Origin of the sequence: Pseudoalteromonas byunsanensis (genome assembly GCF_001854475.1) — a bacterium.
GTDB classification, from domain to species: domain Bacteria; phylum Pseudomonadota; class Gammaproteobacteria; order Enterobacterales; family Alteromonadaceae; genus Pseudoalteromonas; species Pseudoalteromonas byunsanensis.
On record NZ_MNAN01000011.1, the window covers coordinates 14,432 to 36,948 of the forward strand.

Here is a 22,517-nt window from a genome sequence, read left to right on the forward strand (position 1 = left end):
CGGCTAAGTGTTCAACGTAAACGCATCAGCGTCCAAATGTGCAGGGAAGCGCGCTCTAAACTGAACTAATTCATCATACAACAGTGTGAGCACGCATACGCCCTGTTGCTCATCATTAACGCGTGAGATTGGCTGCCCTAGATAATCATATGCGACAGTGCCACCTGAGTGCGCCACGCCATTACCATCATCACCAATACGATTACATGCCAATACGTAGCATTGATTTTCTATCGCTCGGGCAATTAATAGATGATCCCAAGCATAGCGCCTCACCGCAGGCCAGTTAGCTACGTTTATCATCACATCATAATCATTCTGACTTCGTTGAAATACGGGAAAGCGTAGGTCGTAACATACTTGGGGTAGGACTCTAAAGCCCTTGACGGTAAAAACTTTTCTTTGCTGGCCAGCGACAACATGTGCCCCTTCATTTCCCAAGCAAAAGAGATGGCGCTTGTCGTAAAACTCATAATGTCCATCCGGCCATACCCAGTAAAAGCGGTTCGCCTTCTTGTTTGCTTGCTGTACTAATACGGAGCCTGCTACCACGGTATTTAAACGCGCTGCTGTACATTTCATCCACGTAAAAATAGGCCCTTCTTCTGGTTCTGCCACATCCAAGTCTATGGCAAACCCTGTGGCAAACGTTTCAGGCAAGACGAGCAGATCTACTGATTCATTCAGTGCGAGCATACTATCTAAATTAATCAAGTTCTGTGCTACTTGGCACCAATGTATATCGCTTTGTACTAAAGCGACTTTTAAGCTGCTTGCTATAACTGACATAACTTCTCCGCGGCTTTTAATAACGTCTCAGTGTGTTTGGCAAAACACAAACGGATAATTTTATCGCCCGGTGGCGTCTCATAAAAAACACTTAACGGAATAGCTGCAACCCCCACTTCTTTGACCAGGTATTCACAAAATGCCACATCATCAAGCTGTGAAATCGCTGAATAATCCAGCAACAGGAAGTAGGTTCCCTCACTTGCCAAGGTTTTGAAACGGCTCCCCTTAAGCGCATCAACCAACACATCACGTTTTTGCTGATAAAACATAGCAAGTTCATCGACATGCTCACCCTGTTCACTGAGCATGTCAGTGAGCGCAAACTGCGCAGGTGTAAAACTAGAAAACGTTACATACTGGTGAACCTTACGAAACTCTTCACTTAGCTTTCTTGGTGCAACACAATACCCCATTTTCCATCCTGTACAATGGAATGTCTTACCGAAGCTGGAGATCACAAAGCTGCGTTCAAAAATGTCTTTGTCGGCCAACGCGCTTAAATGAGGCTGACCGTCAAACGTAATGTGTTCATAGACTTCATCGCTGATAAGCAACAGATCGTATTCAATTAGTAGCGACTTAAGCGCAGCTACATCTTTGTCAGTCAAAATCTTAGCACTTGGATTATGTGGTGTATTGATGATGATAGCGCGGGTTTTACTGGTCACTTTGCTGGCAACTAGCTGCCAGTCAATACTGTAATCTGGAGAGCGTAGGGCAATGTGAATTGCTTTACCACCAGCCAATTCAATCGCAGGGGCATAACTATCATAGGCAGGGTCAAAAATAATGATTTCATCTCCTTGGTGAGTTATGGCCTGGATAGCCACAAACAAAGCCTCGGTAGCACCGCTGGTTACTGTCACCATCGTGTCCGACTCGACCGTTTGAACATAGCGTCGCTGGATTAGACTGGCAATTTGCGCCTGCAAACCGGCGCAACCTGACGAAGGAGAGTATTGATTCAAACCCGAAGCAGCATAATGTGCTAACTGTTTCTTAAGGTAGTCAGGCGCGTCAAACTCTGGAAAACCTTGTGATAAGTTAATCGCCTGATACTGATTAGCCAGTGCGGTCATTTGACTAAATATACTAGTGCCTAGGTGTGGTAATTTACTTTCCAATGTCCTTCTCTCTTTGATGATGGTGCAAAACTAAAAGCAATGTTATTATTACACGAATAGATGTATAGCCGTCTAAATATTTTTATTTTCTTTGCCAGAACAAGGTAACACAGGATGAACAATGATGCTGCTAAATCAGCACTAATTGAAACGGGGAAATGGGTAAGTCAGCGTGGATGGGTGCCCGCAACTGGTGGTAACTTTTCGATCAGAACGCAAACTGGGTTTGTGGTCACCGCCAGTGGCTATGACAAAGGCCATCTCGCCTTTGAGCATTTCTTGGAACTGGATACGGATGGTAAGGTAATTTCAGGTCAGGGCAAGCCTTCAGCCGAAACTGCCTTACATTTAAAGTTATATCAACTTGTGCCACAAACAAGCTGTATATTACACACACACTCCGTCGCTGCGACTGTGTTATCACGATTTGAGACGAGTAATGTGCTAAGCATCAACGGCTATGAAATGCAAAAATCCTTGTCGGGGATACACAGTCACCAAACCCCGCTAGAAGTTGCGGTGTTCGATAATGATCAAGATATTGAAAGACTTGCGGAGCGTGTTGCCGAGTATCATCAGCAATCACCTATTCTACATGCGGTATTGATCAGAGGGCATGGGTTATATGCGCTAGGTAACAGCGTCAGTGAAACACGTCGCCATATCGAAGGGCTGGAATTTTTATTTGCCTGTGAACTAGAAAGAATCAAGTTGGAGTCGACAAAATGATAAAGGCCATAGTGACAGATATTGAGGGCACTATCACACGTATTTCATTCGTGAAGGATGTACTGTTCCCATATGCAGCTAAGCACCTCGAACACTTTGTAAGAACTCACCAGCAACGTGAAGATGTCAGCACACAAATTCATGCTGTACGCGAAGAGCTAAATAACCCTGATGCTAGTATTGATGAGGTTATAGCGGCATTGTTAGGGTGGATCCAAGCCGATAAAAAGGTGACTCCACTAAAGCAACTGCAAGGCTACATATGGCAATCTGGCTATGAGGAAGGTGACTTTACTGGACATCTCTACCCCGATGCCCATGATTTTCTATGTACGCAAAAAACCAATGGCGTTGCTTTATATGTCTATTCATCTGGCTCTGTGAAAGCACAACAATTGCTATTTGCACACTCTGACTTTGGTGATATTCGTCATTTGTTTAACGGCTATTTCGATACCCGAGTCGGTGCCAAGCAAGAGCCACAATCTTATCAAACTATATTGGCCCAGCTCCCTTATGCCCCCGAGCAGGTATTATTCTTAAGTGATGTTGTCGCGGAACTTGATGCGGCTCAAGCTACGGGTATGAAAACATTACAGCTCTGGCGCGATGGCCAACCACAAAGCGCAACGCATCCAGCCATTGATAGCTTTAATCACTTTGAGGCACATAACTTATGAGCCACCTAACTATTTTTCTAGACCAGCAACCCAATGAAGCAAAACTAAGCACCTCGGATGTCACTCTCATCCAACAGCAATTACAAGCCATAGGTGTGCGTTTTGAACAGTGGCAAGTCTCAACAAATATCCTAAATGATATGAACGAAACCGATATTAAGCTTGCCTATCAACAGGATATCGCGCGTATACAAGCCGACGGCGGCTACCTGACTGTGGACGTTATATCGCTAGCAAAAGACAATCCGAATGCTGCTCAACTAAGAGAAAAGTTTCTGTTTGAGCACACTCACAACGAAGACGAAGTGCGGTTTTTTGTAAAAGGGCAAGGGCTGTTTTGCTTGCACCTTGAAGAAAAGGTTTATCAAATACTGTGTCAGCAGGGCGATTTGATTTGTGTACCTGCCAACACAGCCCACTGGTTTGACATGGGCAGCAACCCTGAGTTTACTGCCATTCGCTTTTTCAACAATGAAGCTGGCTGGGTAGCGCAAAGCACAGAGTCAGACATTGCAAAGCACTTTCCTACGTTAGAATAAAGCCATTAAAAAGGCGACCCGTGGTCGCCTTTTTTATGACTAGAGTTTTAAGTTCTTATTTAAGAAAGCTAAAACCGTATTGTAATACTCTTGACGATGCTTAGCTTTGTAAAAACCGTGCCCTTCGCTTTCCAACAGCATGTATTCAAAAGGATGCTCAGCTTTTTTTAATGCCTCAACCAACGACTCCGCCTGCTCAATTGGTGCACGCTGATCCTCCCCACCATGAACAATAAGTACATTCGCTTTTAACTTATCTACGTTATAACTGGGCGAGAAGGCTTTATGTACTTGCGGATCACTGCCAAGTACTTTAGTTAAGTAATTGCGCCCTGTTTCATACTCTGAAACGTCACCTTCTTTAAACATCATCGGTATATCGTAGACCCCAACAACCCCAATCGCACACTTAAACAAGTCGGGTTCCAAAATAGAGCTTTGTAAAGCAGAATAACCACCGAAGCTTGCCCCCATTATGCACATATTGTCTGGATTAGCGTAACCTTCCTTAATGACGTACTTAACCCCGTCGATAATATCAAACTGAATATCTCGTCCCCAATTTTGATATCCTGCCTGCAGAAAAACATCCCCGTATCCACCTGAACCTCTAAAGTTGACTTTCAACACTGCAATTCCTCGGCTTGCCAACAATTGCGCATCTACATCAAAGCCCCAAAAATCTCTTACGCCATGTGGGCCACCATGAGGCATCACAACAAGAGGTAAGTTCTTCTGAGGCTTTCCTTTTGGTAACGTTAAATAGCCATGAATGGTCAGACCGTCACGCGCCTTGAACGTGATGGGCTTCGTCGGTGACATCTCTTCTGGCTTTAGCCAACCTCGCTCCGAAAAAAGATACTTCAAACTTTTTTGCGCTTCATCGTATAAATAGTATTGCCCTGGATCGGTATCACTCCACGCATACACCACACTCTTTTTGCCATCACGGCTTGAATTAAGAAGGTGCACCTGTGAATTAGGTAAAGAAGCCAACAAGGACTTTAGCTTGATACTGCTTTTTGCATCACCGTCAATAAACGCGTAGTTAGGAAATCCAGGCTCTAACTCGATGGCGTAGATTTCTTTACTTTGAATGTCCACCCAAACAACCGTTGGTGATACCACATCATCTTGAAAGATCATGGTGGTTTTACCCGTTGTTAAATCGAGCTTATAAATCCCTTTGGGCTTGCTGTGTTCGGTGGCACTAATGAATACTTCTTTACCAGAAGCGCTAAAGGCCACCGGTATAATGTTGCGCAAGGCACCATTTTCAAGCTTTAAGGAATGCCACTTTCCACCCTCTGGAGGGCGAATATAGAATTCATAATCAACGCCATTATCGGTGGATGATACAACACGTACATTCCCTTGACGGTCAGTCAGAAAACGACCACTTTTATGCGGTGAGCCAGCCACACGCTTTCTATATCCAGTATTGACATTCACCTCATAGACAACCGTTTTCGGTTCTTTAACGTTATCCCACGGGTAGGTCACTATCAGAATACGCTCTTCATCATGCACTAATGGGTCCAAGATGAAGGAAGTGCCATACAAAGGCGTGGCCTTACGCACAGCAGAGCCCGTTTGCATCTCCCCTTGATAACCGACGAGATATCGTTTTTTACTACCATCGGCATCCATAGCGAATAGCTCACCATAATATTTAGGATGCGTCTTCCAGCCTCTTATATACTGTTTCTCCATCACCAAACGGTCATCACCTGACCATTCATAACGGCCAACCTGGGCGTTGTCACTAAAGTTTACCCCACTGATAATCTTGCTCTTTTTTATATCAAGTACATAGAGATTATTTTTACCTTCGACTTTTGATATAAAAGCTAGATATTCGCCATTAGGTGATATTTTTACGCTGCGATAAGCAAAGTCTTTACTGAAGTGCTCTACTGGGATAAGCGGTGACGCGTGCGCCATACTTAGTCCACCCCATATCACTACAGCCAAACATACTTTTATAAGTTTACTCATGTTGTCCCTTTCAATTAGTAAAGTGTTCTGTTCGCAAATGCTAATATAGTACCTTTATTTGAATACGTCGCCTACTAAGTCTTGCTGTGAATAAACACCACTATTCAACACCCAACCGGTGACAAGGCAAGCAGGCGTTACGTCAAATGCAGGGTTGTATACCTTAGCCCGCCGTGGCGCCCACTGACATACTCCGAAGCTGCCACTCACACCAGTAACTTCTTGAGGGTCACGTTGCTCAATTGGAATGGCTTGCCCATTAGGACAGGCTCTATCTAGCGTTGTTTCGGGTGCAACCACATAGAATGGGATCTGATGGTGTTTCGCCAGTACAGCCAGATTATAGGTACCCACCTTATTGGCAAAATCACCATTTGCTGCAATACGATCGGCACCGACAAAAATCTTATCAACTTGTCCCGACATCATTAAACTGGCCGCCATATTGTCGCAAATCAATGTATAAGGGACTTCCCACTGCGCCAGCTCATATGCTGTTAATCGTCCACCTTGCAGCAGAGGCCGCGTTTCATCTACCCAAACATGAATATGCTTTTGCTGTTGATGTGCTTTGTAGATCACTCCTAAAGCCGTACCAATACCAGCCGTCGCGAGCGCTCCAGTGTTACAGTGAGTGAGAATGTTGTCTCCTGGGTTCACCAGTTCAGCACCCAAAGTTGCCATCTGGTCGCACAATGAGACATCTTCATTAAACAAGTGCTCTGCTGTACTGACCAACGCGCCTAAATGATCGTCTTGTGCTAAAGCAATACGCATTTTAGCCATACAATGCATTAGGTTCACCGCTGTGGGTCTAGTTGATTCTAAATCGTCAATGGCTTGCGCCAACTGCGCTTTGCTTTGCCCCTGCTCTGCCAAATACGCCACTAACAAGGTTGCTGCTAGGCCAATTAGAGGTGCACCGCGAACTTTAAGAGACAAAATAAGTGATTGCATTTGCGCAACACTGTCACAAGCATGCCAGACTTCTTGATGCGGGAGTAAGTATTGATCCAACACCGACAACTCATTGTTTGTGTATTTTAAACTGCGGGCAATTAAGGTTTGCATAACTATTCTCGGTCAAAACAAGTGTGGCTATTTTACCCTTTTCAAAAAAGAAGTATAGACATCTAAACACTTAAAAGCATAGAATGCTGGAAGTGTATTTTTACTGAAGGTCGCATATCATGGTTGACTACATCGCTTTCGATAGCACTCAAGCACTTGAATATGTAAAAAACCAGACGAATTTTTTCGCTCCAGATGCCGAGCTTACATGTTACGAATTTGGCGATGGCAACCTGAACCTAGTATTTAGGATTCATGATCAGCAACAACATAGTGTGATCTTAAAGCAGGCCCTGCCGTATGCTCGTTGTGTGGGCGAGTCATGGCCACTGACATTAGATCGCGCGCGTATCGAAGCCAGTGTACTCATCAGGCATGGAGAAGTTTGCGCGCAAACCACAGTTAAAGTGCTGCATCGAAATGACACGCTTGCTATCACTGTGTTAGAAGACTTAGGGCATATGCACATTCTGCGTGGTCAGTTATGTCAGGGGCACACCTATCCAAACTTGGCGATAGACGTTGCCGACTATCTGGCCAAGACCAGTTTTTACCATAGTGACTTTTACCTCAGCCCCGCGCAGAAGAAAGCCTTAGTGAAAGAGTTCACTAACCCTGAGCTTTGTGCCATCACTGAAGACTTGTTTTTTGACGACCCCTATCACCGTAGCGAGCGTAACAACTATCCCAATGAGTTGCAGCCGCACGTTACAGCACTACAAAATAATTCGAACTTAAAACTTGCGGTCGCTGAGCTCAAAGCCAAATTTCTCAGCTCGCCACAAAGTTTGCTTCATGGGGATGTGCATACTGGCAGCATTTTTGTCGATCAAACCAATACCAAACTAATTGACCCAGAATTTGGTTTCTTTGGTCCCATTGGCTTCGATCTGGGCTCTTTCATCGGCAATTTATTGCTAAATTATTGTGCTCAGCACAAACGTGCTGTTGAGTTACCTAAACGAAGAGATCTACACGCATACCTTTTGAATAGCATTCAAACCTGTGTCGCACAGTTTGAAAAAACTTGGCTACAACTTGCAAAAACCCAGACTCGTGACTTGGCATTGCAGGCCCCTGGGTATGCCGAACGCTTTATCAATCAAGTTTTACGTGATGCCTATGGCTTTTGCGGTACGGAATTAATCCGCCGCACCATAGGCTTGGCGCATGTAGCAGATATTGATGGTATCGAAAACTTGCGCGCAAGAGTCGAAGTACAGCAACAAACTCTGTTGCTCGGTGAGCAGCTAATATTACAAGCTCCTCAATGCGATACGAAAGAAGATTTATCGCAATTGCTGCTCAGCTTGTTATTATAAGCTGCTCAACAGGGATAAAAAAAGCAGCCATAAGGCTGCTTTTTTTTTTTACGTGTTCGCACCAAGTTGTGCCAACGTACGCTCAATATACTGATTGATTTGCTCTTCCAGTACATACAGCGGAATAGAGCCATGGCGTAAAACTTGATAATGGAACTCTCTGATATCGAAGTGCTCACCCAGCTTTTGCTCAGCATCAGCACGGAGTCGTTTAATCGTCAACTCACCAATTTTGTACGACAGAGCCTGACCGGGCCAAGAAATATAGCGATCGGTTTCTGTTTTGACGTTATGTAAAGACAACGCTGTGTTGTCACGCATAAAGTTCATCGCCTTTTCACGGCTCCAGCCATACATATGCATACCTGTGTCGACAACCAAGCGCACGGCACGCCACATTTCATAGGTCAAGCGACCAAAATTACTATATGGGTCTTGATAAAATCCAACTTCTAAACCTAAATACTCAGAGTAAAGCCCCCAGCCTTCACCAAAGGCAGAAATATACTCGTTGCGACGATAGGCAGGTAAGTGATCCATTTCCCCATTTAGAGCAATTTGTAAATGATGACCGGGTACAGCCTCATGTAGGGTAAGTGCTTCCAATACATACAATGGACGCTTATCTAGCGCGTAGGTATTCACCCAATAATAACCTGCTTCTAAGTCATTATTTGCCGGATAATAGCGGCCCGTAGTATATTTAGGTGCAATGCTCTCAGGTACAGGTACGACGCCATATGGACGTCTGGGTAATGTATGGAATAGTTTCGGCAATTGTGCATCAATACGTTTTGATATGTAGGCAGCTTCTTTTATCAACTGCTCCGCCGTGGTGGCATAAAACTGAGGATCGGTTCTAAGAAATTGTAGAAATTCGGCAAAAGTTCCTTTAAAACCGACCTCCTCGATTATCGCTTCCATTTCGCTACGGATCCTTGCCACTTCTTGCAAACCAAGCTGATGGATCTGCTCTACTGTCATATCTGTCGTGGTATAGTGTGCGACACGGTTTTCATAAATTGCTTGGCCTTCTGGCACGTCCTTAATCGCAATACTCTCTCGTGCTGAAGGCAAATACTGCTCAGTGAAGAACTTAAGGTAACTTTGGTAGGCTGGCATCACCTTTTCTTTTAATACCGTTTTAGCTCTTGTTTGCAGTGCGGCAAACTGCGCTTCAGATAATCTTGCACTATTGGTTTTAAACGGCCGATAAAACACTGATTGTGTAACATCTTCAAAAATAAACCCGCTGATCGAGCTTTCATAGCCTTGAAGAACCACCTTAGGTAATACACGCCCAGTTTCTATCCCTTTTCGCATCCAATCCATATTTTGTTGGAAATAACGTGGGATTTGCGACAGTCTGGACAAATACAGCTCAAAACCACTGGCTTGACTAAAGTCGTTAGAACCTACCGCTTGTATTGCTACATAAGAATGGAATCCACCCTCTGACGTGAGCGGCATATAGTGTTTCTTAAAGCGGTATTCATCAACTTTATTTTGAATTTGTGAGCGCAGAATTGTGAAATTGATTTGATTCTCAACATTGAGTTGCGATTCAGGTATCTGGTCTAAGCGCGACAAAAATTCGCTACGACGCTGATATTGCTCAGCCAGAGCATCCGCGCTCAAATTTGGTAAATAATAAGCTACGTCCAATGATTGATTCTTATATGGCTGAACTTGCTTTCTGTATAATTCCACCTCTTGGGCAAGCTTCGTAAACTCAGCATCCGAAGATTTTGGCGTAAGCTGGCAGCCAACTAACAAAGCACTCAACAGTGATGTGCTTAACAATAACGCAAAGTTTTTAATCACTTTATCTTCCTAACTCAGGGACATTTTTACTGACTCTAACCGAGCCTCCACACACACTGCAAATAAAAGAGTTCAATCCCTTAAATTGCAATATGCAAAAATAGCAGGCAAACTAAGAAAAATTGCTGATAAAAAAAGCGAACAGTCGCATAATTTTAACTTTTCTATTTCAAATATGTGCTTTTTGCTTTTTAATACCCGTTGCACCCAGTGCTTTGATTAGTATCATAACGGTGAGACATAACCCAGCCTAAGAGGGGGTGGTCGTTCAACTAACAGATAGCTTTATTATTGCGGTAAATGAAATGATGTTCCATGACTCCATGGCTAATGCACAAGAAAAAATGACACAGGTTTGCCTGTTTTTAGAGCAATATCATTTGCCACCCACGCCAATGAACTATCACGTTGCTTACACTTATATCAGTAAGTGTGACATGGCGCTTAATAAAGCGCTTGATAAAGCAATCAGCGATAAGCAAGCCATAGATAGTGTTTATATTGAACACCTATATTTTGAATACTTAAATCCCGGCCATAAAGCCGAGACAGAGTTACTACAAAATGTAGATGGTGTACTCACCAGCCTTTCAAAAACAACGAATGAGTCACACAAACAGATTTCTAACTTTGCGCAATCCATCAGTACCTGTATGCAAACTCTTGATGAGGGAAATATCGCGAAAAGCCGTAAAGCCATAGTACAACTAAGCCAGACCACAGAAGGTTTGTTGCAGCAACATCAAATGTTTAAAGCACAGATGAAAAAAGCTCGTTTGATGTACATTAAGTCGCAGCAGCAATTACAACAATTACGCAAGCAACATATAATTGATCCACAAACTGGGCTTTATAAACGTCATTATCTAAACCAACAAACACAAGCTTGGATGGCAAAAGATAAATCTATTTGTGCGATTGCAATTCAAATAACAAACCTAGACGACTTTATCCAACATTATGGTGATCTTGTAGGAGACGTGGTCCTTAACCGCGTGGCAAAAAAAGTACAAAAGTATGTGTTTGAAAGCGGACTACCTGGACGCACTCGCAAACAGGAGTTTACGGTTCTGTTGGCTGATATTGAACCGAGCACAGCCAATGTGATCGCTGAAAAAATAAAAAAAGGGGTCGAAAGACTCAAATTCGTCAGCACCAAGGGCAATATGGAGCTGCCCAGAATTGAACTGGCTTTGGGTATAACCAAGCGATATCAAGAACAAAACTTCGACGAACTGGCACATAAAGCGCATTTAGCGGCTCACAAAGCCCATCTTTGCGGACAAACAAGCTTTATCGCCCCTTAATCCAATCATTGTCGCTATTTTGTTGGTTAAATCAGGCAAATTCTACTGCGTATAAATTGCACCTGAGTCACGCAATCAAGTACACTAGTGTACAACTTTGCTTAACCGCCCATTCAGAGACGCACCATGAAAGAGTCGCAACAAAACACCACAGATTTTGGTTATAAAACGGTCGCCCGAGAAGAAAAAGCTTCAATGGTAGCAGATGTATTTCATTCCGTAGCTGCCAAGTACGATATTATGAATGACCTGATGTCATTCGGCATTCATCGCTTGTGGAAGCGCCAAGCCATTGCATGTTCAGGCGTTCGCAAGGGGCATACGGTATTGGATCTCGCCGGTGGTACGGGTGATTTAACCGCTAAATTTAGTCAATTAGTGGGCGATACTGGTCGGGTAATTCTCGGTGATATTAATGACTCTATGCTTAAAGTGGGGCGAGACAAATTACGTGATCTCGGACTGGTAAGTAATATCGAATATGTACAAATGAACGCCGAAGCCTTGCCTTTTCCTGATAACAGTATTGATGTGATCACCATTGCATTTGGACTACGTAATGTAACCGATAAAAATGCCGCACTTAAGTCAATGTATCGCATCTTAAAACCAGGTGGCCGCTTACTAATCCTCGAGTTTTCTAAAACGGACAGTGAAGCCCTATCAAAAATTTACGACTTCTACTCATTTAATCTGTTACCTACGATGGGCAAGTTGGTGGCAAACGATAGTGAGTCATATCGTTATCTGGCGGAGTCAATCCGCATGCACCCAGATCAAGAAACGTTAAAAGGCATGATGGAAGACGCAGGCTTTGAGCAAACCAGCTACCAAAACATGACCGGCGGTATTGTGGCGCTTCACCGCGGCTTTAAATACTAGAGGGTGGCATGATCAACACGCTGTTAACGGCAGCTGCCGAACGTATACTCAACAAAATATTGAGCTTGGAGCCAAGCTTGCTAGCTTCGCTTGGCAAAATACAACATCAGGTGTTGGCTGTAGAAATTCGTGACTGGCAGCAAACTTTTGCAATCACCTTCACGGGCCACAGCTTTATGCTGTTTAACAATTACCAAGAGCATGTTGATTGCCACATCAGCGCCAGTATTGAAACCTTGTCACAACTCAAAGACCCAAGTCAGTTAACTCGTTTGATTAGACAAGGAGAGCTTGATTTAGAGGGCAATCTGCACTTAGCTCAAGCTTACAGCCAGATATTCAGTGAACTCGACATAGACTGGGCTGAACATTTATCAACCTATTTTGGGGATGCTGCTGCTCAGCTATTGGTACAACAGCTACGTAACACTAAGCAACGCACTGTGCACCTTGATGACGTACTAAAAACTACGACCATAGGGTTATTTCAAGATGAGCTAAAAGTCACCATTCACCCGATAGAAATGGCACAATTCAAAGCGCATACCCGAGAACTAAAACAACATACCGCTGTGCTCGAGCAGCGTATTAACCAACTGCTAGCTCGCTAAGGAAACCAGTTTGGCTATCGCTCGTTTATACCAGATCACACACACATTACTCAGCTATGGGCTTGATGATTTTATCCCAGAGGATAAGCGTCCCTGGTTTGCCCGCTTAGCAAGAGGCAGTCTGTTTTGGATCCGCAATAAACACCGTGATAAAGCCATTGGTGCACGACTGAGATTAGCGTTACAAACGCTTGGTCCCGTGTGGGTTAAGTTTGGACAAATGCTTTCAACTCGCCGAGATCTTCTGCCGCTAGATGTGGCTGAAGAGTTAGCATTGTTACAAGATAAGGTTGCCCCGTTCGATGGTGCACAAGCTCAAGTTTTGATTGAACAAGCACTACAGCTAAATGACATCAGTGAGCTGTTTTCTAAGTTTGAACAAATTCCACTTGCTTCAGCCTCAATCGCACAAGTCCATACCGCCACACTCGTGCACAATGAACAAGAAAATGAAGTGGTTATTAAGGTCATTCGACCCGGTATCGAACAGCAAATTCAAGCCGACTTGGCCTTGATGACACAATTTGCCCGTTTGCTTGTTAAGCTTTTTAAACCGAGTCGTCGCTTGCGTCCTGTAGAGGTTGTTAAAGAATACAAAAAAACTCTGTTAGATGAACTTGACCTAATGCGCGAAGCCGCAAATGCAATTCAGCTAAAACGCAACTTTACTGATTCTGAGTCCTTGTATATTCCAGAAGTTTACAGTGACCACTCACGCACCAATGTACTAGTTATGGAGCGCATCTACGGTATACCTGTATCTGACACCGAGGCGCTATTGAAGCAAGGCACGAACATGAAGCTGTTAGCTGAGCGTGGTGTTGAGGTGTTCTTTACACAGGTATTTAGAGATAGCTTTTTCCATGCCGATATGCACCCCGGAAACATTTTTGTGTCTCGCAATAACCCGCATAACCCTCAATATATTGGCATTGACTGCGGTATTGTCGGCACTTTAAATAAAGATGATAAACGCTACCTTGCTGAAAACTTTATAGCCTTTTTTAATCGTGATTATCGTCAGGTTGCGCAACTACATGTCGACTCAGGCTGGGTACCGCCTGATACCTGTGTCGAAGAGTTTGAGTTTGCCATTCGCACGGTTTGTGAACCAATTTTCAATAAGCCTCTTGCAGAGATTTCATTTGGCCATGTGCTAGTGAACCTGTTCAATACGGCGCGACGCTTCAACATGGAAGTCCAGCCACAACTAGTTTTATTACAAAAAACCTTGTTATACGTTGAGGGATTAGGCCGTCAACTATACCCACAATTAGATTTATGGCAAACAGCTAAGCCATTTTTAGAACAATGGGTTAAAGAACAAGTTGGTCCACTGTCTGTACTCAAAAAGATGTATGCAAATTTACCTTTTTGGGCCGAGAAAATGCCTGAAATACCTGATTTGATTTATCACAACCTAAAACAAAATAATCGTCAGTTAAATACGCCTACTCCAAAAAGTAACAGTAAACCAATACTCCTAGGTATGCTTGCGTGTACCTTACTCATTTGTGCCAGCTTAACGTATCTGGCACAAGATTGGCTGGTAAGCGGACTCGCATTATCCTCAAGCTTTGCCTTATTTGTTGGCGCGTGGCGCAAAATAGGGTGATATTTTACACACTGGGCGTATAATCACTAATCATTAAACTTATCTACTACAAACGGAGTCATCATGGGTTTAGGTGGGATCAGTATTTGGCAGTTATTAATAATCCTAGCCATCATCGTTCTTCTTTTTGGAACAAAGAAATTGCGCGGTATGGGCAGTGACTTAGGTGGTGCCGTGAAGGGCTTTAAAAAAGCGATGTCTGACGATAAAACAATGTCTGATGAGGAAAAGTCAGCAGCTCAGCTAACCGAGCAAAAGAAACAAGACGCTAACAGCCCAGCTGAACAAGATAAGAAAGATAAGGCACAGTAAATGGGCATGTGGGAGCTTGTGGTCGTGCTGGTCGTTGGCCTAATAGTCTTAGGTCCAGAGCGCCTGCCTGTCGCCATTCGCACAGTCAGTCGTTGGATCAATACCATAAAATCTGTCGCTAATTCGGTTAAGGCCGAGGTCAATGAAGAGTTGCGCGTACATGAGCTACACAACAACTTAAAAAAGGCAGAGCAGCAAAATATGCAGGATTTGCCGGACGACGTAAAACACTCTGTCGATGAGTTAAAAAAAGCAGCTGAATCAGTAAAACACAGCTACAAAAACGTATCAAAAACGTCAAACAAAACCGATTAACGAGCAAGAAGTAAAAGAGTAACCAATGTCACAAGCCCATCAAAGCGGTTTTATCAGCCATTTAATTGAGCTTAGGAATCGTGTCATGAAAGCGCTGTTGAGTATTTTACTCATCTTTCTCGCTTTAGTGTATTTTGCCAACGACATTTACAGCTTTGTTGCCTCACCTTTGGTGTCCAGCTTACCCGAAAACAGTACAATGATCGCAACAGATGTTACAGCACCGTTTTTCGCCCCCTTCAAGCTAACACTTTTCGTTGCATTATTCGCAGCAATACCTATGATTTTACATCAAATCTGGAGCTTTATCGCGCCAGGTCTGTACCAGCATGAAAAACGTATGCTCATCCCAATCCTGCTCTCTAGTATCTTACTTTTTTATGCTGGGATTGCGTTTTGCTATTTCGTGGTTCTGCCTATTGTCTTAGGCTTTTTCACAAGCGTTGGACCAGATATGATGACATTGTCGCCGGACATAAGTAGCTACCTAAGCTTTGCGCTCAAGCTATTTTTTGCTTTTGGCATTGCCTTTGAAATTCCAGTGGCCATCATGCTACTTTGCTGGAGTGGCGCTACATCCACACAAAGTTTGAAAGAGAAACGTCCTTATATGGTTGTGGCCGCCTTCGTAGTGGCGATGTTCCTCACCCCTCCTGACGTGTTATCACAAACTTTATTAGCCATCCCAATGCTAATGTTATTTGAACTGGGTTTACTATTAGCCAAGCTGTATACCAAAGCACCGAGCGAGAAGGAAGCTAATGAGTAATAAGCAAATAGGACCTGTGCGGGTGAGCTAACGGATGACGATTCAATACACCGATGCGGGCGTTAACCTAACCAGTCATCAGTTCGAACAAGACTGCGATGACATCGTAGCACGAGCAAAAACAGCTGGTGTGAGCGAGATGTTGCTCATAGGAACCAATATCGCTGAGTCAGCACAAAGCCTTGAACTTGCCAAACGTTATGGCTTTGTCAGTACCGCAGGTGTGCATCCGCATGATGCAAAAAGCGTCAATGATGACTACATACAGCAACTTAACACATTGTTATCACAGCCTGAGGTTGTCGCTGTTGGTGAGTGTGGGCTGGACTTTAACCGAGATTTCTCTCCTCGCCCACAGCAACAAATCGTTCTACATGAACAGCTTATGCTGGCACAACAGTTAAACAAGCCAGTTTATCTGCACGAGCGAGATGCCTTCAGTACAATGCAAACACAACTCGAACGCGTTAACGTCAAAGGTGTATTACACTGCTTCACAGGAGATGCCCAAGCGCTCTCTTTTTATCTCGATTATGGTTTGATGATTGGTGTCACAGGTTGGGTATGTGATGAGCGTCGAGGTGCTCAACTACAAGCCCTAGTGCCGCTTATCCCTGATGATCGTTTGCTCGTTGAAACCGATGCGCCCTACTTAATACCACGCACACTGAAGCCTAAGCCCAAATCAAGACGCAACGAGCCCGCTTTTATCAGTGCTGTTGTACAACAAATTGCGCAACTCAGAGGGCAAAGCGAAGCACATGTAGCTGCCTGTAGTCAGACCAACTTTGCACGTTTACTTACAACAGGGAATGGACAAATATGAGCCGATATATTTCCCTGTTTTTTTGCTTGTGCTTTGCCTTTTCGGGCACAGCCTTTGAGGTGCCTAAAGATTTTAATAAACATCTCTCGTTGCCGTTTGCTTACACACAAAACAACAGTGAAAACTTAGCCGAGTTGCAACAAAGCACACCTTTGTGGCAGCCTGTACCCAGTGGCTTTTTGCAGTTAAGTCACACCATGCAAACCATCTGGCTTAGAGTACCCCTAAGTAATAGTTCCGATCTGAATTTACCTTTGTTACTCAGTATTCATAATAATCAGTTAGATGAGGTAAGCGCGTTCGTACCAAAAGAAAACCGCTCGATTTTGGTACCACCCTCACCATACCAGTTTGTAGACGAACAGCGTCCAATCCTGCATGAGGCTCAACTGGTACCACTACAACTACCGGCACAACAGCATACTGTTATATATATACGCGTTAAAAATAGCGAACAAACATATTTGCCTCTGAGCCTATGGCATCCTATTGAATACCTTAAATACACCAGTAAATTCAATTTACTTTATGGTATTTTAGCGGGCCTAATACTCGCCATGGTGCTCACCAATGCAGCCATGTACTCGTTTACCCACAAACACTATTTCTTGTATGGCGGGTTAACCATTGCCGCCATTTGGTTGCTCAACGTACATTTATATGGATTTAGTCACCGCTACATTTATGGTGATTGGCTGTGGCTACAACAATACGGCCAAACCTTGTTTATGTTGCTTTCTACTTGGCTTTTTATCCCCTTACTAAAAACAACTCTGGTACCCAAGTCGGCGGTACGGATCCAACGCGCTCTGAATATTCTGTTTCAACTGAGTATTGTCATCGCCATAGGCTTGTCGTTATTTCCACATCGTATTGCATTACCCATCGCATTTGCCTACTGCTTTGCGCTGGCTATCACTTATATGTTGATAGCGGTTGCAGCTTGGCAACGCGACGCGTTTTCTCATAAAACCTATTTACTGCTGTTCCTTTTGCTATTTATGGTGCTGAGTTACCAATGCGCTTTTGAGCTCAGCCTGCTTTCGGGGGCGGTACTTGATAGACCGTTAACCTATGTATGTTACTTGCTGATCAGCCTAGCTATCAGCTACGCGCTGGCCAGGCGCTATATCCAAGACCGCGATGATAAAATCAAACAGCAACAGGCTCGTCTGGCACAAACTCGTGCCGAAGATGCGCTACTTAAAGAGCGAATTCATCTACAGGCCCAAGCGCAAGAAGAGTTGGAGAGTAGTATTGATGAACGTACCTTTGAGCTGGAAGTAACCTTACGAGAACTCGAAGAGAAAAATCGCGAGTTAGAAAAGCTGAATATGGAAGATGCACTAACTAAAGTCAAAAACCGCCGCTACTTTGATAAACGAGTCATCATGGAAGTAAGACGTTCCCGCCGTGAGCAAACAACACTTAGTGTTGTGATGCTAGATATTGACCACTTCAAACAAATCAATGACAACTATGGTCATGTGGTCGGCGACCAAGCCATTTGCGCAGTAGCAAAAATGATTGAGCAACATCTAAAGCGTCCCTCCGATGAAGTATTCAGATATGGTGGCGAGGAGTTTGTTTTGCTACTGCCAAACACTCAAGAGCAAGGAGCTAAAGAGCTCGCTGAACAGATCCGTGAGGATTTAAGTCAGGTCCAATTTGATTTTGGCACCGCCCAACTGAGTATGACGCTCAGCGCTGGCATTTACTCTGCCATTGCCAGCGATAGTAAAAACCCAACCATCTTTACCGATTTAGCCGATAAAGCCTTATATCAAGCGAAACAGCAAGGGCGAAATCGGGTAATTGCCTATAAATAATTTAGGAGAATATTGTGGCTCAATCTGGATTAGATTTATTCCCTTACACGCGGATGCGCCGAATGCGCCGCGACGATTTTTCAAGACGTTTAATGAGTGAAAACCAACTAACTGTGAACGATCTTATCTTTCCCGTATTTGTACTGGAAGGTAAAAATCGACGCGAAGCGATTGAATCGATGCCAGGTATTGAACGCTTATCGATTGATTTATTAATCGAGGAAGCCGCACAGCTTGTTGCACTAGGTATTCCTGCCATTGCTATATTTCCGGTCACCCCTGCCGATAAAAAGTCTCTTAATGCTGAAGAAGCATATAACCCAGAAGGACTGGCACAAAGAACCGTTAGAGCACTTAAAGAAGCCTATCCTCAATTAGGAGTTATCACTGATGTGGCACTCGACCCATTTACTGTACATGGGCAGGATGGCATTATTGATGAAGCGGGTTACGTGATTAACGACGTAACGACAGAGATTTTAATCAAGCAAGCATTGTCTCATGCCGATGCGGGAGCTGACGTTGTCGCGCCCTCAGATATGATGGATGGCCGTATTGGAGCCATTCGCGAGGCATTGGAAGCAGAGGGCCATATTCACACTCGAATTATGGCTTACTCAGCGAAATACGCATCTAGCTACTATGGGCCTTTTAGGGATGCCGTTGGCTCAGCAGGAAACTTAAAAGGTGCCGATAAAAAAACTTATCAGATGGATCCGGCCAACTCCGACGAAGCACTAAGAGAAGTCGCATTGGATCTGCAAGAAGGTGCCGATATGGTAATGGTTAAACCAGGAATGCCTTATTTAGATATCGTACGCCGAGTCAAAGACGAATTTCAGGTACCGACATTTGCTTATCAGGTCAGTGGCGAGTATGCGATGCATCGTGCCGCTATCGACAACGGTTGGCTTGCTGAGCGCCCCTGTATTATGGAATCGCTCCTAGCATTTAAACGTGCAGGCGCTGATGGTATTTTGACTTACTTCGCTAAACAAGCTGCGATATGGCTCAACGAAAAACCGTAGTGAATCGCTTAACATGTGATAACAAAAAAAATGCGCCAAAAAGGCGCATTTTTGCTACTTGCTTGCTAAAAGCTGTTCAGCTCTAATAAAGTCAGGGGCGCTCAAAGTCCAGCTGTAAAACGATCTAACTTTACCCGTTTTCATCTGTACTTGTATTAGCGTAAGTAGAGAAAAGCTTTTACGCTGAATACGGACGATATCATCACTATGAATATAATAGGTCCCTAACCCTAGGGAATAACTCACACCCGCTTTGTCGATGTGCACGAAGCGTTTATCACTTAACGTTAAAAACAGCGGCACAAGAGTAATAGTCAGTAGAGCATAACACAACATAGACAGCGTGTTTGTTCCACCTTCCAGCATAGAAGATAAAGCAAACAGCCCAAAACATAATGTCAAGAACACACTATATAGTGGCCAATTTACTGTTAAATCAACCGTTCTCACTACAAGCTCCCATTTTATTTAGCATCCATTCCAGATAGTTATTTATTCACCGAACAGCAATAATAACAGCTATCGTACCCAAATAAACACCAAAAATATGAATATTCAGCACTTTTTTATTAGGCACAAAAAAACCGCTTGAAAATCAAGCGGCTTTTTAATTATTTAAAAGTGGTTAAGAATTACTTAGCCGCTTTTTTCTCTTTTTCTGCAGCAATTACTGTGTCAGCAACGTTTTGCGGACATGGTGCGTAGTGTGAGAACTCCATAGAGAACTGACCACGACCAGAAGTAATTGTACGTAAGTGACCGATGTATCCGAACATTTCAGATAGTGGTACGTCACCCTTGATACGAACGCCTGTTAGGCCCGCTTCTTGGTCTTTGATCATACCACGACGACGGTTAAGGTCACCGATTACGTCACCTACGTTGTCTTCCGGAGTGAACACGTCAACTTTCATGATTGGCTCAAGAAGCTGTGCGCCCGCTTTAGGGATAGACTGGCGGAATGCACCTTTCGCTGCGATTTCAAACGCGATTGCTGATGAGTCAACTGCGTGGAAACCACCGTCGAATAGCTCAACTTCAACGTCTAATACAGGGAAGCCAGCAAGAACACCCGTTTCCATCATTGACTTGAAGCCTTTCTCAACTGCAGGCCAGAATTCTTTAGGAACGTTACCACCAACAACGGTAGACTTGAACGTAAAGCCTGAACCAACTTCGCCTGGCTTGATACGGTAATCGATCTTACCGAACTGACCAGAACCACCTGATTGCTTCTTGTGCGTGTAGCTATCTTCAACTTCTTGCGTGATAGTTTCACGGTAAGCAACCTGAGGCTGACCAACGATTAGGTCTACGCCGTAAGTACGCTTAAGAATGTCTACCTTGATGTCTAGGTGTAATTCACCCATACCTTTAAGGATAGTTTCACCTGAATCTTCATCAGTCTCAACTTGGAATGACGGGTCTTCTGCAACCATCTTACCGATAGCAATACCCATCTTCTCGTTACCGCCTTTATCTTTAGGCTGTACCGCGATTGAGATTACTGGCTCTGGGAAGATCATCGCTTCAAGTGTACATTCATGCTTAGGATCACAAAGCGTGTGACCTGTTTGAACGTTCTTCATACCTACAACCGCGATGATGTCACCAGCTTGTGCTTCTGAAATCTCGTTACGGTCATCTGCTTGCATCTCAACCATACGGCCGATACGCTCAGTTTTACCTGTTGCAGAGTTAAGTACTGTGTCACCTTTTTTCATGCGACCAGAGTAGATACGGATGAAGGTAAGTGCACCGAAACGGTCATCCATGATCTTAAACGCAAGCGCTTTAAGCGGCTGTTCAGCGTCAACTGTAGCTACTTCACCAGTTGGCTCACCAGTTTCAGGATCAGTTAGCGGCTGAGGATCAACTTCTGTTGGTGCAGGTAGGTAATCAACAACAGCGTCAAGTACTAGTTGAACACCCTTGTTTTTGAACGCAGAACCACAGAAAGTTGGGAAGAATGCTAGGTCACGAGTACCTTTACGGATACAACGCTTGATGTCTTCGATAGAAGGGATTTCACCTTCCATGTACGCTTCCATTAGGTCGTCGTCTTGCTCTACAGCAGACTCGATTAGCAACTCATGGTATTCTTCAACTTTGTCTACCATGTCAGCTGGAACGTCTTGTACTTCGTAGTTTTCAGGAAGACCTGTGTCATCCCAAACATATGCTTTCTTTTCAAGTACGTCTACAACACCACAGAACTCGTCTTCAATACCGATTGGTAAAGTCATTACAAGTGGGTTAGCTGCTAGTACATCTTTAACCTGCTTTACTACGCGGTAGAAATCAGCACCCATACGGTCTAATTTGTTTACGAAGATAATACGTGCAACTTCTGATTCGTTCGCATAACGCCAGTTAGTTTCTGATTGTGGCTCTACACCACCTGAACCACAGAATACACCAACACCACCGTCAAGAACTTTTAATGAACGATATACTTCAACTGTGAAGTCAACGTGTCCCGGAGTATCGATAACGTTTAAGCGGTGACCTTTCCACTCACACGTTACTGCAGCTGACTGGATTGTGATACCACGCTCAGCTTCTTGTTCCATGAAGTCAGTAGTAGACTCACCGTCGTGTACCTCACCGGTTTTGTGAATCTTACCTGTAAGCTTTAGGATACGCTCAGTGGTGGTAGTTTTACCCGCATCAACGTGCGCGAAAATACCAATGTTTCTGTACTTCGATAAATCTGCCATTGTTTTGCTCTATTTAAAGTAGAAAAATTATTCGGCGGGAGTATATCACCTCTTATTGCGAACATCATCCTTGATATCGCTTAAAATGCGCACAATTTGCGAAAAAGTTTTTATTCGTGGCGATAAGTAATAATAAACACAGCAACTATTGGGTTATCTAGATAAAATCAACAACAATGCTGAAAGTTGAGCAAATTGAGTCCTTTTAAACCCTGTTCACTGCA

The 22,517-nt window shown here is 43.9% G+C and carries 21 protein-coding genes; 14 read left to right on the forward strand and 7 right to left on the reverse strand.

The genetic code is table 11. The features are described 5' to 3' along the window. Nucleotides 1-3 precede the first annotated feature (3 nt). Entirely contained in the window at nt 4-789 is a 786-nt protein-coding gene (locus BIW53_RS01735) for an amidohydrolase (RefSeq protein ID WP_070990047.1), read from the reverse strand. Beyond that, complete coding sequence (locus BIW53_RS01740) at nt 777-1,916, reverse strand: methionine aminotransferase (RefSeq protein WP_084228031.1); 1,140 nt, start codon at nt 1,914-1,916, stop codon at nt 777-779. Before BIW53_RS01740 ends, BIW53_RS01735 begins: the two co-directional genes overlap by 13 nt. A 114-nt stretch (nt 1,917-2,030) precedes the next feature. Between BIW53_RS01740 and BIW53_RS01745 the strand changes: the two genes are divergently transcribed. From BIW53_RS01745 to BIW53_RS01755, 3 genes are read left to right on the forward strand one after another with little or no spacing between them, the layout of a single operon-like run. Beyond that, nucleotides 2,031-2,645, forward strand: a complete 615-nt coding sequence (locus BIW53_RS01745; protein ID WP_070990049.1) for a methylthioribulose 1-phosphate dehydratase — start codon at nt 2,031-2,033, stop codon at nt 2,643-2,645. Further along, nucleotides 2,642-3,325: an acireductone synthase gene (gene mtnC / locus BIW53_RS01750; protein WP_070990051.1), complete on the forward strand. Its 684-nt coding sequence runs from the start codon at nt 2,642-2,644 to the stop codon at nt 3,323-3,325. The genes BIW53_RS01745 and mtnC overlap by 4 nt, the downstream gene beginning before the upstream one ends. After that, the gene (locus BIW53_RS01755; protein ID WP_070990053.1) at nt 3,322-3,864 is read left to right on the forward strand and encodes a 1,2-dihydroxy-3-keto-5-methylthiopentene dioxygenase; all 543 of its coding nucleotides are present in this window, start codon (nt 3,322-3,324) and stop codon (nt 3,862-3,864) included. Before mtnC ends, BIW53_RS01755 begins: the two co-directional genes overlap by 4 nt. Nucleotides 3,865-3,903: 39 nt before the next feature. Here BIW53_RS01755 and BIW53_RS01760 read toward each other — a convergent pair whose 3' ends face one another. Beyond that, nucleotides 3,904-5,862, reverse strand: a complete 1,959-nt coding sequence (locus BIW53_RS01760; protein WP_139158758.1) for a S9 family peptidase — start codon at nt 5,860-5,862, stop codon at nt 3,904-3,906. A 54-nt stretch (nt 5,863-5,916) separates the two neighbouring features. Continuing rightward, nucleotides 5,917-6,933, reverse strand: a complete 1,017-nt coding sequence (gene mtnA, locus BIW53_RS01765) for an S-methyl-5-thioribose-1-phosphate isomerase (RefSeq protein ID WP_070990055.1) — start codon at nt 6,931-6,933, stop codon at nt 5,917-5,919. Nucleotides 6,934-7,052: 119 nt separating this feature from the next. Here mtnA and mtnK point away from each other — a divergent pair, with 119 nt between their 5' ends. Beyond that, entirely contained in the window at nt 7,053-8,255 is a 1,203-nt protein-coding gene (mtnK, locus tag BIW53_RS01770; protein ID WP_070990057.1) for an S-methyl-5-thioribose kinase, read from the forward strand. 48 nt (nt 8,256-8,303) lie between these two features. On the opposite strand, the gene BIW53_RS01775 is transcribed toward mtnK, so the two are convergent. Further along, complete coding sequence (locus tag BIW53_RS01775) at nt 8,304-10,079, reverse strand: DUF885 domain-containing protein (RefSeq protein WP_070990059.1); 1,776 nt, start codon at nt 10,077-10,079, stop codon at nt 8,304-8,306. Nucleotides 10,080-10,402: 323 nt separating this feature from the next. On the opposite strand from BIW53_RS01775, the gene BIW53_RS01780 reads away from it, so the two are divergent. The 10 genes from BIW53_RS01780 to hemB all read left to right on the forward strand — a co-directional run bounded on the left by BIW53_RS01780 (nt 10,403) and on the right by hemB (nt 19,573). Continuing rightward, nucleotides 10,403-11,386: a GGDEF domain-containing protein gene (locus tag BIW53_RS01780; RefSeq protein WP_175442067.1), complete on the forward strand. Its 984-nt coding sequence runs from the start codon at nt 10,403-10,405 to the stop codon at nt 11,384-11,386. A gap of 126 nt (nt 11,387-11,512) precedes the next feature. Beyond that, the gene (ubiE, locus tag BIW53_RS01785; protein ID WP_070990061.1) at nt 11,513-12,268 is read left to right on the forward strand and encodes a bifunctional demethylmenaquinone methyltransferase/2-methoxy-6-polyprenyl-1,4-benzoquinol methylase UbiE; all 756 of its coding nucleotides are present in this window, start codon (nt 11,513-11,515) and stop codon (nt 12,266-12,268) included. Nucleotides 12,269-12,276: 8 nt separating this feature from the next. Then, complete coding sequence (locus BIW53_RS01790; RefSeq protein ID WP_070990063.1) at nt 12,277-12,879, forward strand: ubiquinone biosynthesis accessory factor UbiJ; 603 nt, start codon at nt 12,277-12,279, stop codon at nt 12,877-12,879. A 10-nt stretch (nt 12,880-12,889) separates the two neighbouring features. Continuing rightward, nucleotides 12,890-14,494 (forward strand): ubiquinone biosynthesis regulatory protein kinase UbiB, encoded by a 1,605-nt coding sequence (ubiB, locus tag BIW53_RS01795; protein ID WP_070990065.1) that lies wholly within the window; start codon nt 12,890-12,892, stop codon nt 14,492-14,494. A gap of 63 nt (nt 14,495-14,557) precedes the next feature. Further along, complete coding sequence (gene tatA / locus BIW53_RS21170; protein ID WP_070990066.1) at nt 14,558-14,806, forward strand: Sec-independent protein translocase subunit TatA; 249 nt, start codon at nt 14,558-14,560, stop codon at nt 14,804-14,806. Further along, nucleotides 14,807-15,121, forward strand: a complete 315-nt coding sequence (tatB, locus tag BIW53_RS01805; RefSeq protein ID WP_070990068.1) for a Sec-independent protein translocase protein TatB — start codon at nt 14,807-14,809, stop codon at nt 15,119-15,121. A gap of 25 nt (nt 15,122-15,146) precedes the next feature. Then, entirely contained in the window at nt 15,147-15,890 is a 744-nt protein-coding gene (gene tatC, locus BIW53_RS01810; RefSeq protein WP_070990070.1) for a twin-arginine translocase subunit TatC, read from the forward strand. 34 nt (nt 15,891-15,924) lie between these two features. Further along, the gene (locus BIW53_RS01815; RefSeq protein ID WP_084228032.1) at nt 15,925-16,716 is read left to right on the forward strand and encodes a TatD family hydrolase; all 792 of its coding nucleotides are present in this window, start codon (nt 15,925-15,927) and stop codon (nt 16,714-16,716) included. Further along, nucleotides 16,713-18,545, forward strand: a complete 1,833-nt coding sequence (locus BIW53_RS01820) for a sensor domain-containing diguanylate cyclase (protein ID WP_070990072.1) — start codon at nt 16,713-16,715, stop codon at nt 18,543-18,545. Before BIW53_RS01815 ends, BIW53_RS01820 begins: the two co-directional genes overlap by 4 nt. A 14-nt stretch (nt 18,546-18,559) precedes the next feature. Further along, nucleotides 18,560-19,573 (forward strand): porphobilinogen synthase, encoded by a 1,014-nt coding sequence (gene hemB, locus BIW53_RS01825; RefSeq protein ID WP_070990074.1) that lies wholly within the window; start codon nt 18,560-18,562, stop codon nt 19,571-19,573. Between the two features lie 54 nt (nt 19,574-19,627). Here hemB and BIW53_RS01830 read toward each other — a convergent pair whose 3' ends face one another. Together BIW53_RS01830 and fusA are read right to left on the reverse strand one after the other, a co-directional pair. Next, complete coding sequence (locus BIW53_RS01830; RefSeq protein ID WP_070990076.1) at nt 19,628-20,023, reverse strand: hypothetical protein; 396 nt, start codon at nt 20,021-20,023, stop codon at nt 19,628-19,630. Nucleotides 20,024-20,205: 182 nt separating this feature from the next. After that, nucleotides 20,206-22,293 (reverse strand): elongation factor G, encoded by a 2,088-nt coding sequence (fusA, locus tag BIW53_RS01835; protein ID WP_070990078.1) that lies wholly within the window; start codon nt 22,291-22,293, stop codon nt 20,206-20,208. Nucleotides 22,294-22,517 lie beyond the last annotated feature (224 nt).

Excerpts from the sequence above, each read along its gene's own strand:
- BIW53_RS01735 (WP_070990047.1), bottom strand. The coding sequence starts at position 789 with ATGTCAGTTATAGCAAGCAGCTTAAAAGTCGCTTTAGTACAAAGCGAT.
- BIW53_RS01745 (WP_070990049.1), top strand. The coding sequence starts at position 2,031 with ATGAACAATGATGCTGCTAAATCAGCACTAATTGAAACGGGGAAATGG.
- mtnC (WP_070990051.1), top strand. The coding sequence starts at position 2,642 with ATGATAAAGGCCATAGTGACAGATATTGAGGGCACTATCACACGTATT.
- BIW53_RS01755 (WP_070990053.1), top strand. The coding sequence starts at position 3,322 with ATGAGCCACCTAACTATTTTTCTAGACCAGCAACCCAATGAAGCAAAA.
- BIW53_RS01760 (WP_139158758.1), bottom strand. The coding sequence starts at position 5,862 with ATGAGTAAACTTATAAAAGTATGTTTGGCTGTAGTGATATGGGGTGGA.
- mtnA (WP_070990055.1), bottom strand. The coding sequence starts at position 6,933 with ATGCAAACCTTAATTGCCCGCAGTTTAAAATACACAAACAATGAGTTG.
- mtnK (WP_070990057.1), top strand. The coding sequence starts at position 7,053 with ATGGTTGACTACATCGCTTTCGATAGCACTCAAGCACTTGAATATGTA.
- BIW53_RS01780 (WP_175442067.1), top strand. The coding sequence starts at position 10,403 with ATGGCTAATGCACAAGAAAAAATGACACAGGTTTGCCTGTTTTTAGAG.
- ubiE (WP_070990061.1), top strand. The coding sequence starts at position 11,513 with ATGAAAGAGTCGCAACAAAACACCACAGATTTTGGTTATAAAACGGTC.
- BIW53_RS01790 (WP_070990063.1), top strand. The coding sequence starts at position 12,277 with ATGATCAACACGCTGTTAACGGCAGCTGCCGAACGTATACTCAACAAA.
- tatA (WP_070990066.1), top strand. The coding sequence starts at position 14,558 with ATGGGTTTAGGTGGGATCAGTATTTGGCAGTTATTAATAATCCTAGCC.
- tatB (WP_070990068.1), top strand. The coding sequence starts at position 14,807 with ATGGGCATGTGGGAGCTTGTGGTCGTGCTGGTCGTTGGCCTAATAGTC.
- tatC (WP_070990070.1), top strand. The coding sequence starts at position 15,147 with ATGTCACAAGCCCATCAAAGCGGTTTTATCAGCCATTTAATTGAGCTT.
- BIW53_RS01815 (WP_084228032.1), top strand. The coding sequence starts at position 15,925 with ATGACGATTCAATACACCGATGCGGGCGTTAACCTAACCAGTCATCAG.
- BIW53_RS01820 (WP_070990072.1), top strand. The coding sequence starts at position 16,713 with ATGAGCCGATATATTTCCCTGTTTTTTTGCTTGTGCTTTGCCTTTTCG.
- fusA (WP_070990078.1), bottom strand. The coding sequence starts at position 22,293 with ATGGCAGATTTATCGAAGTACAGAAACATTGGTATTTTCGCGCACGTT.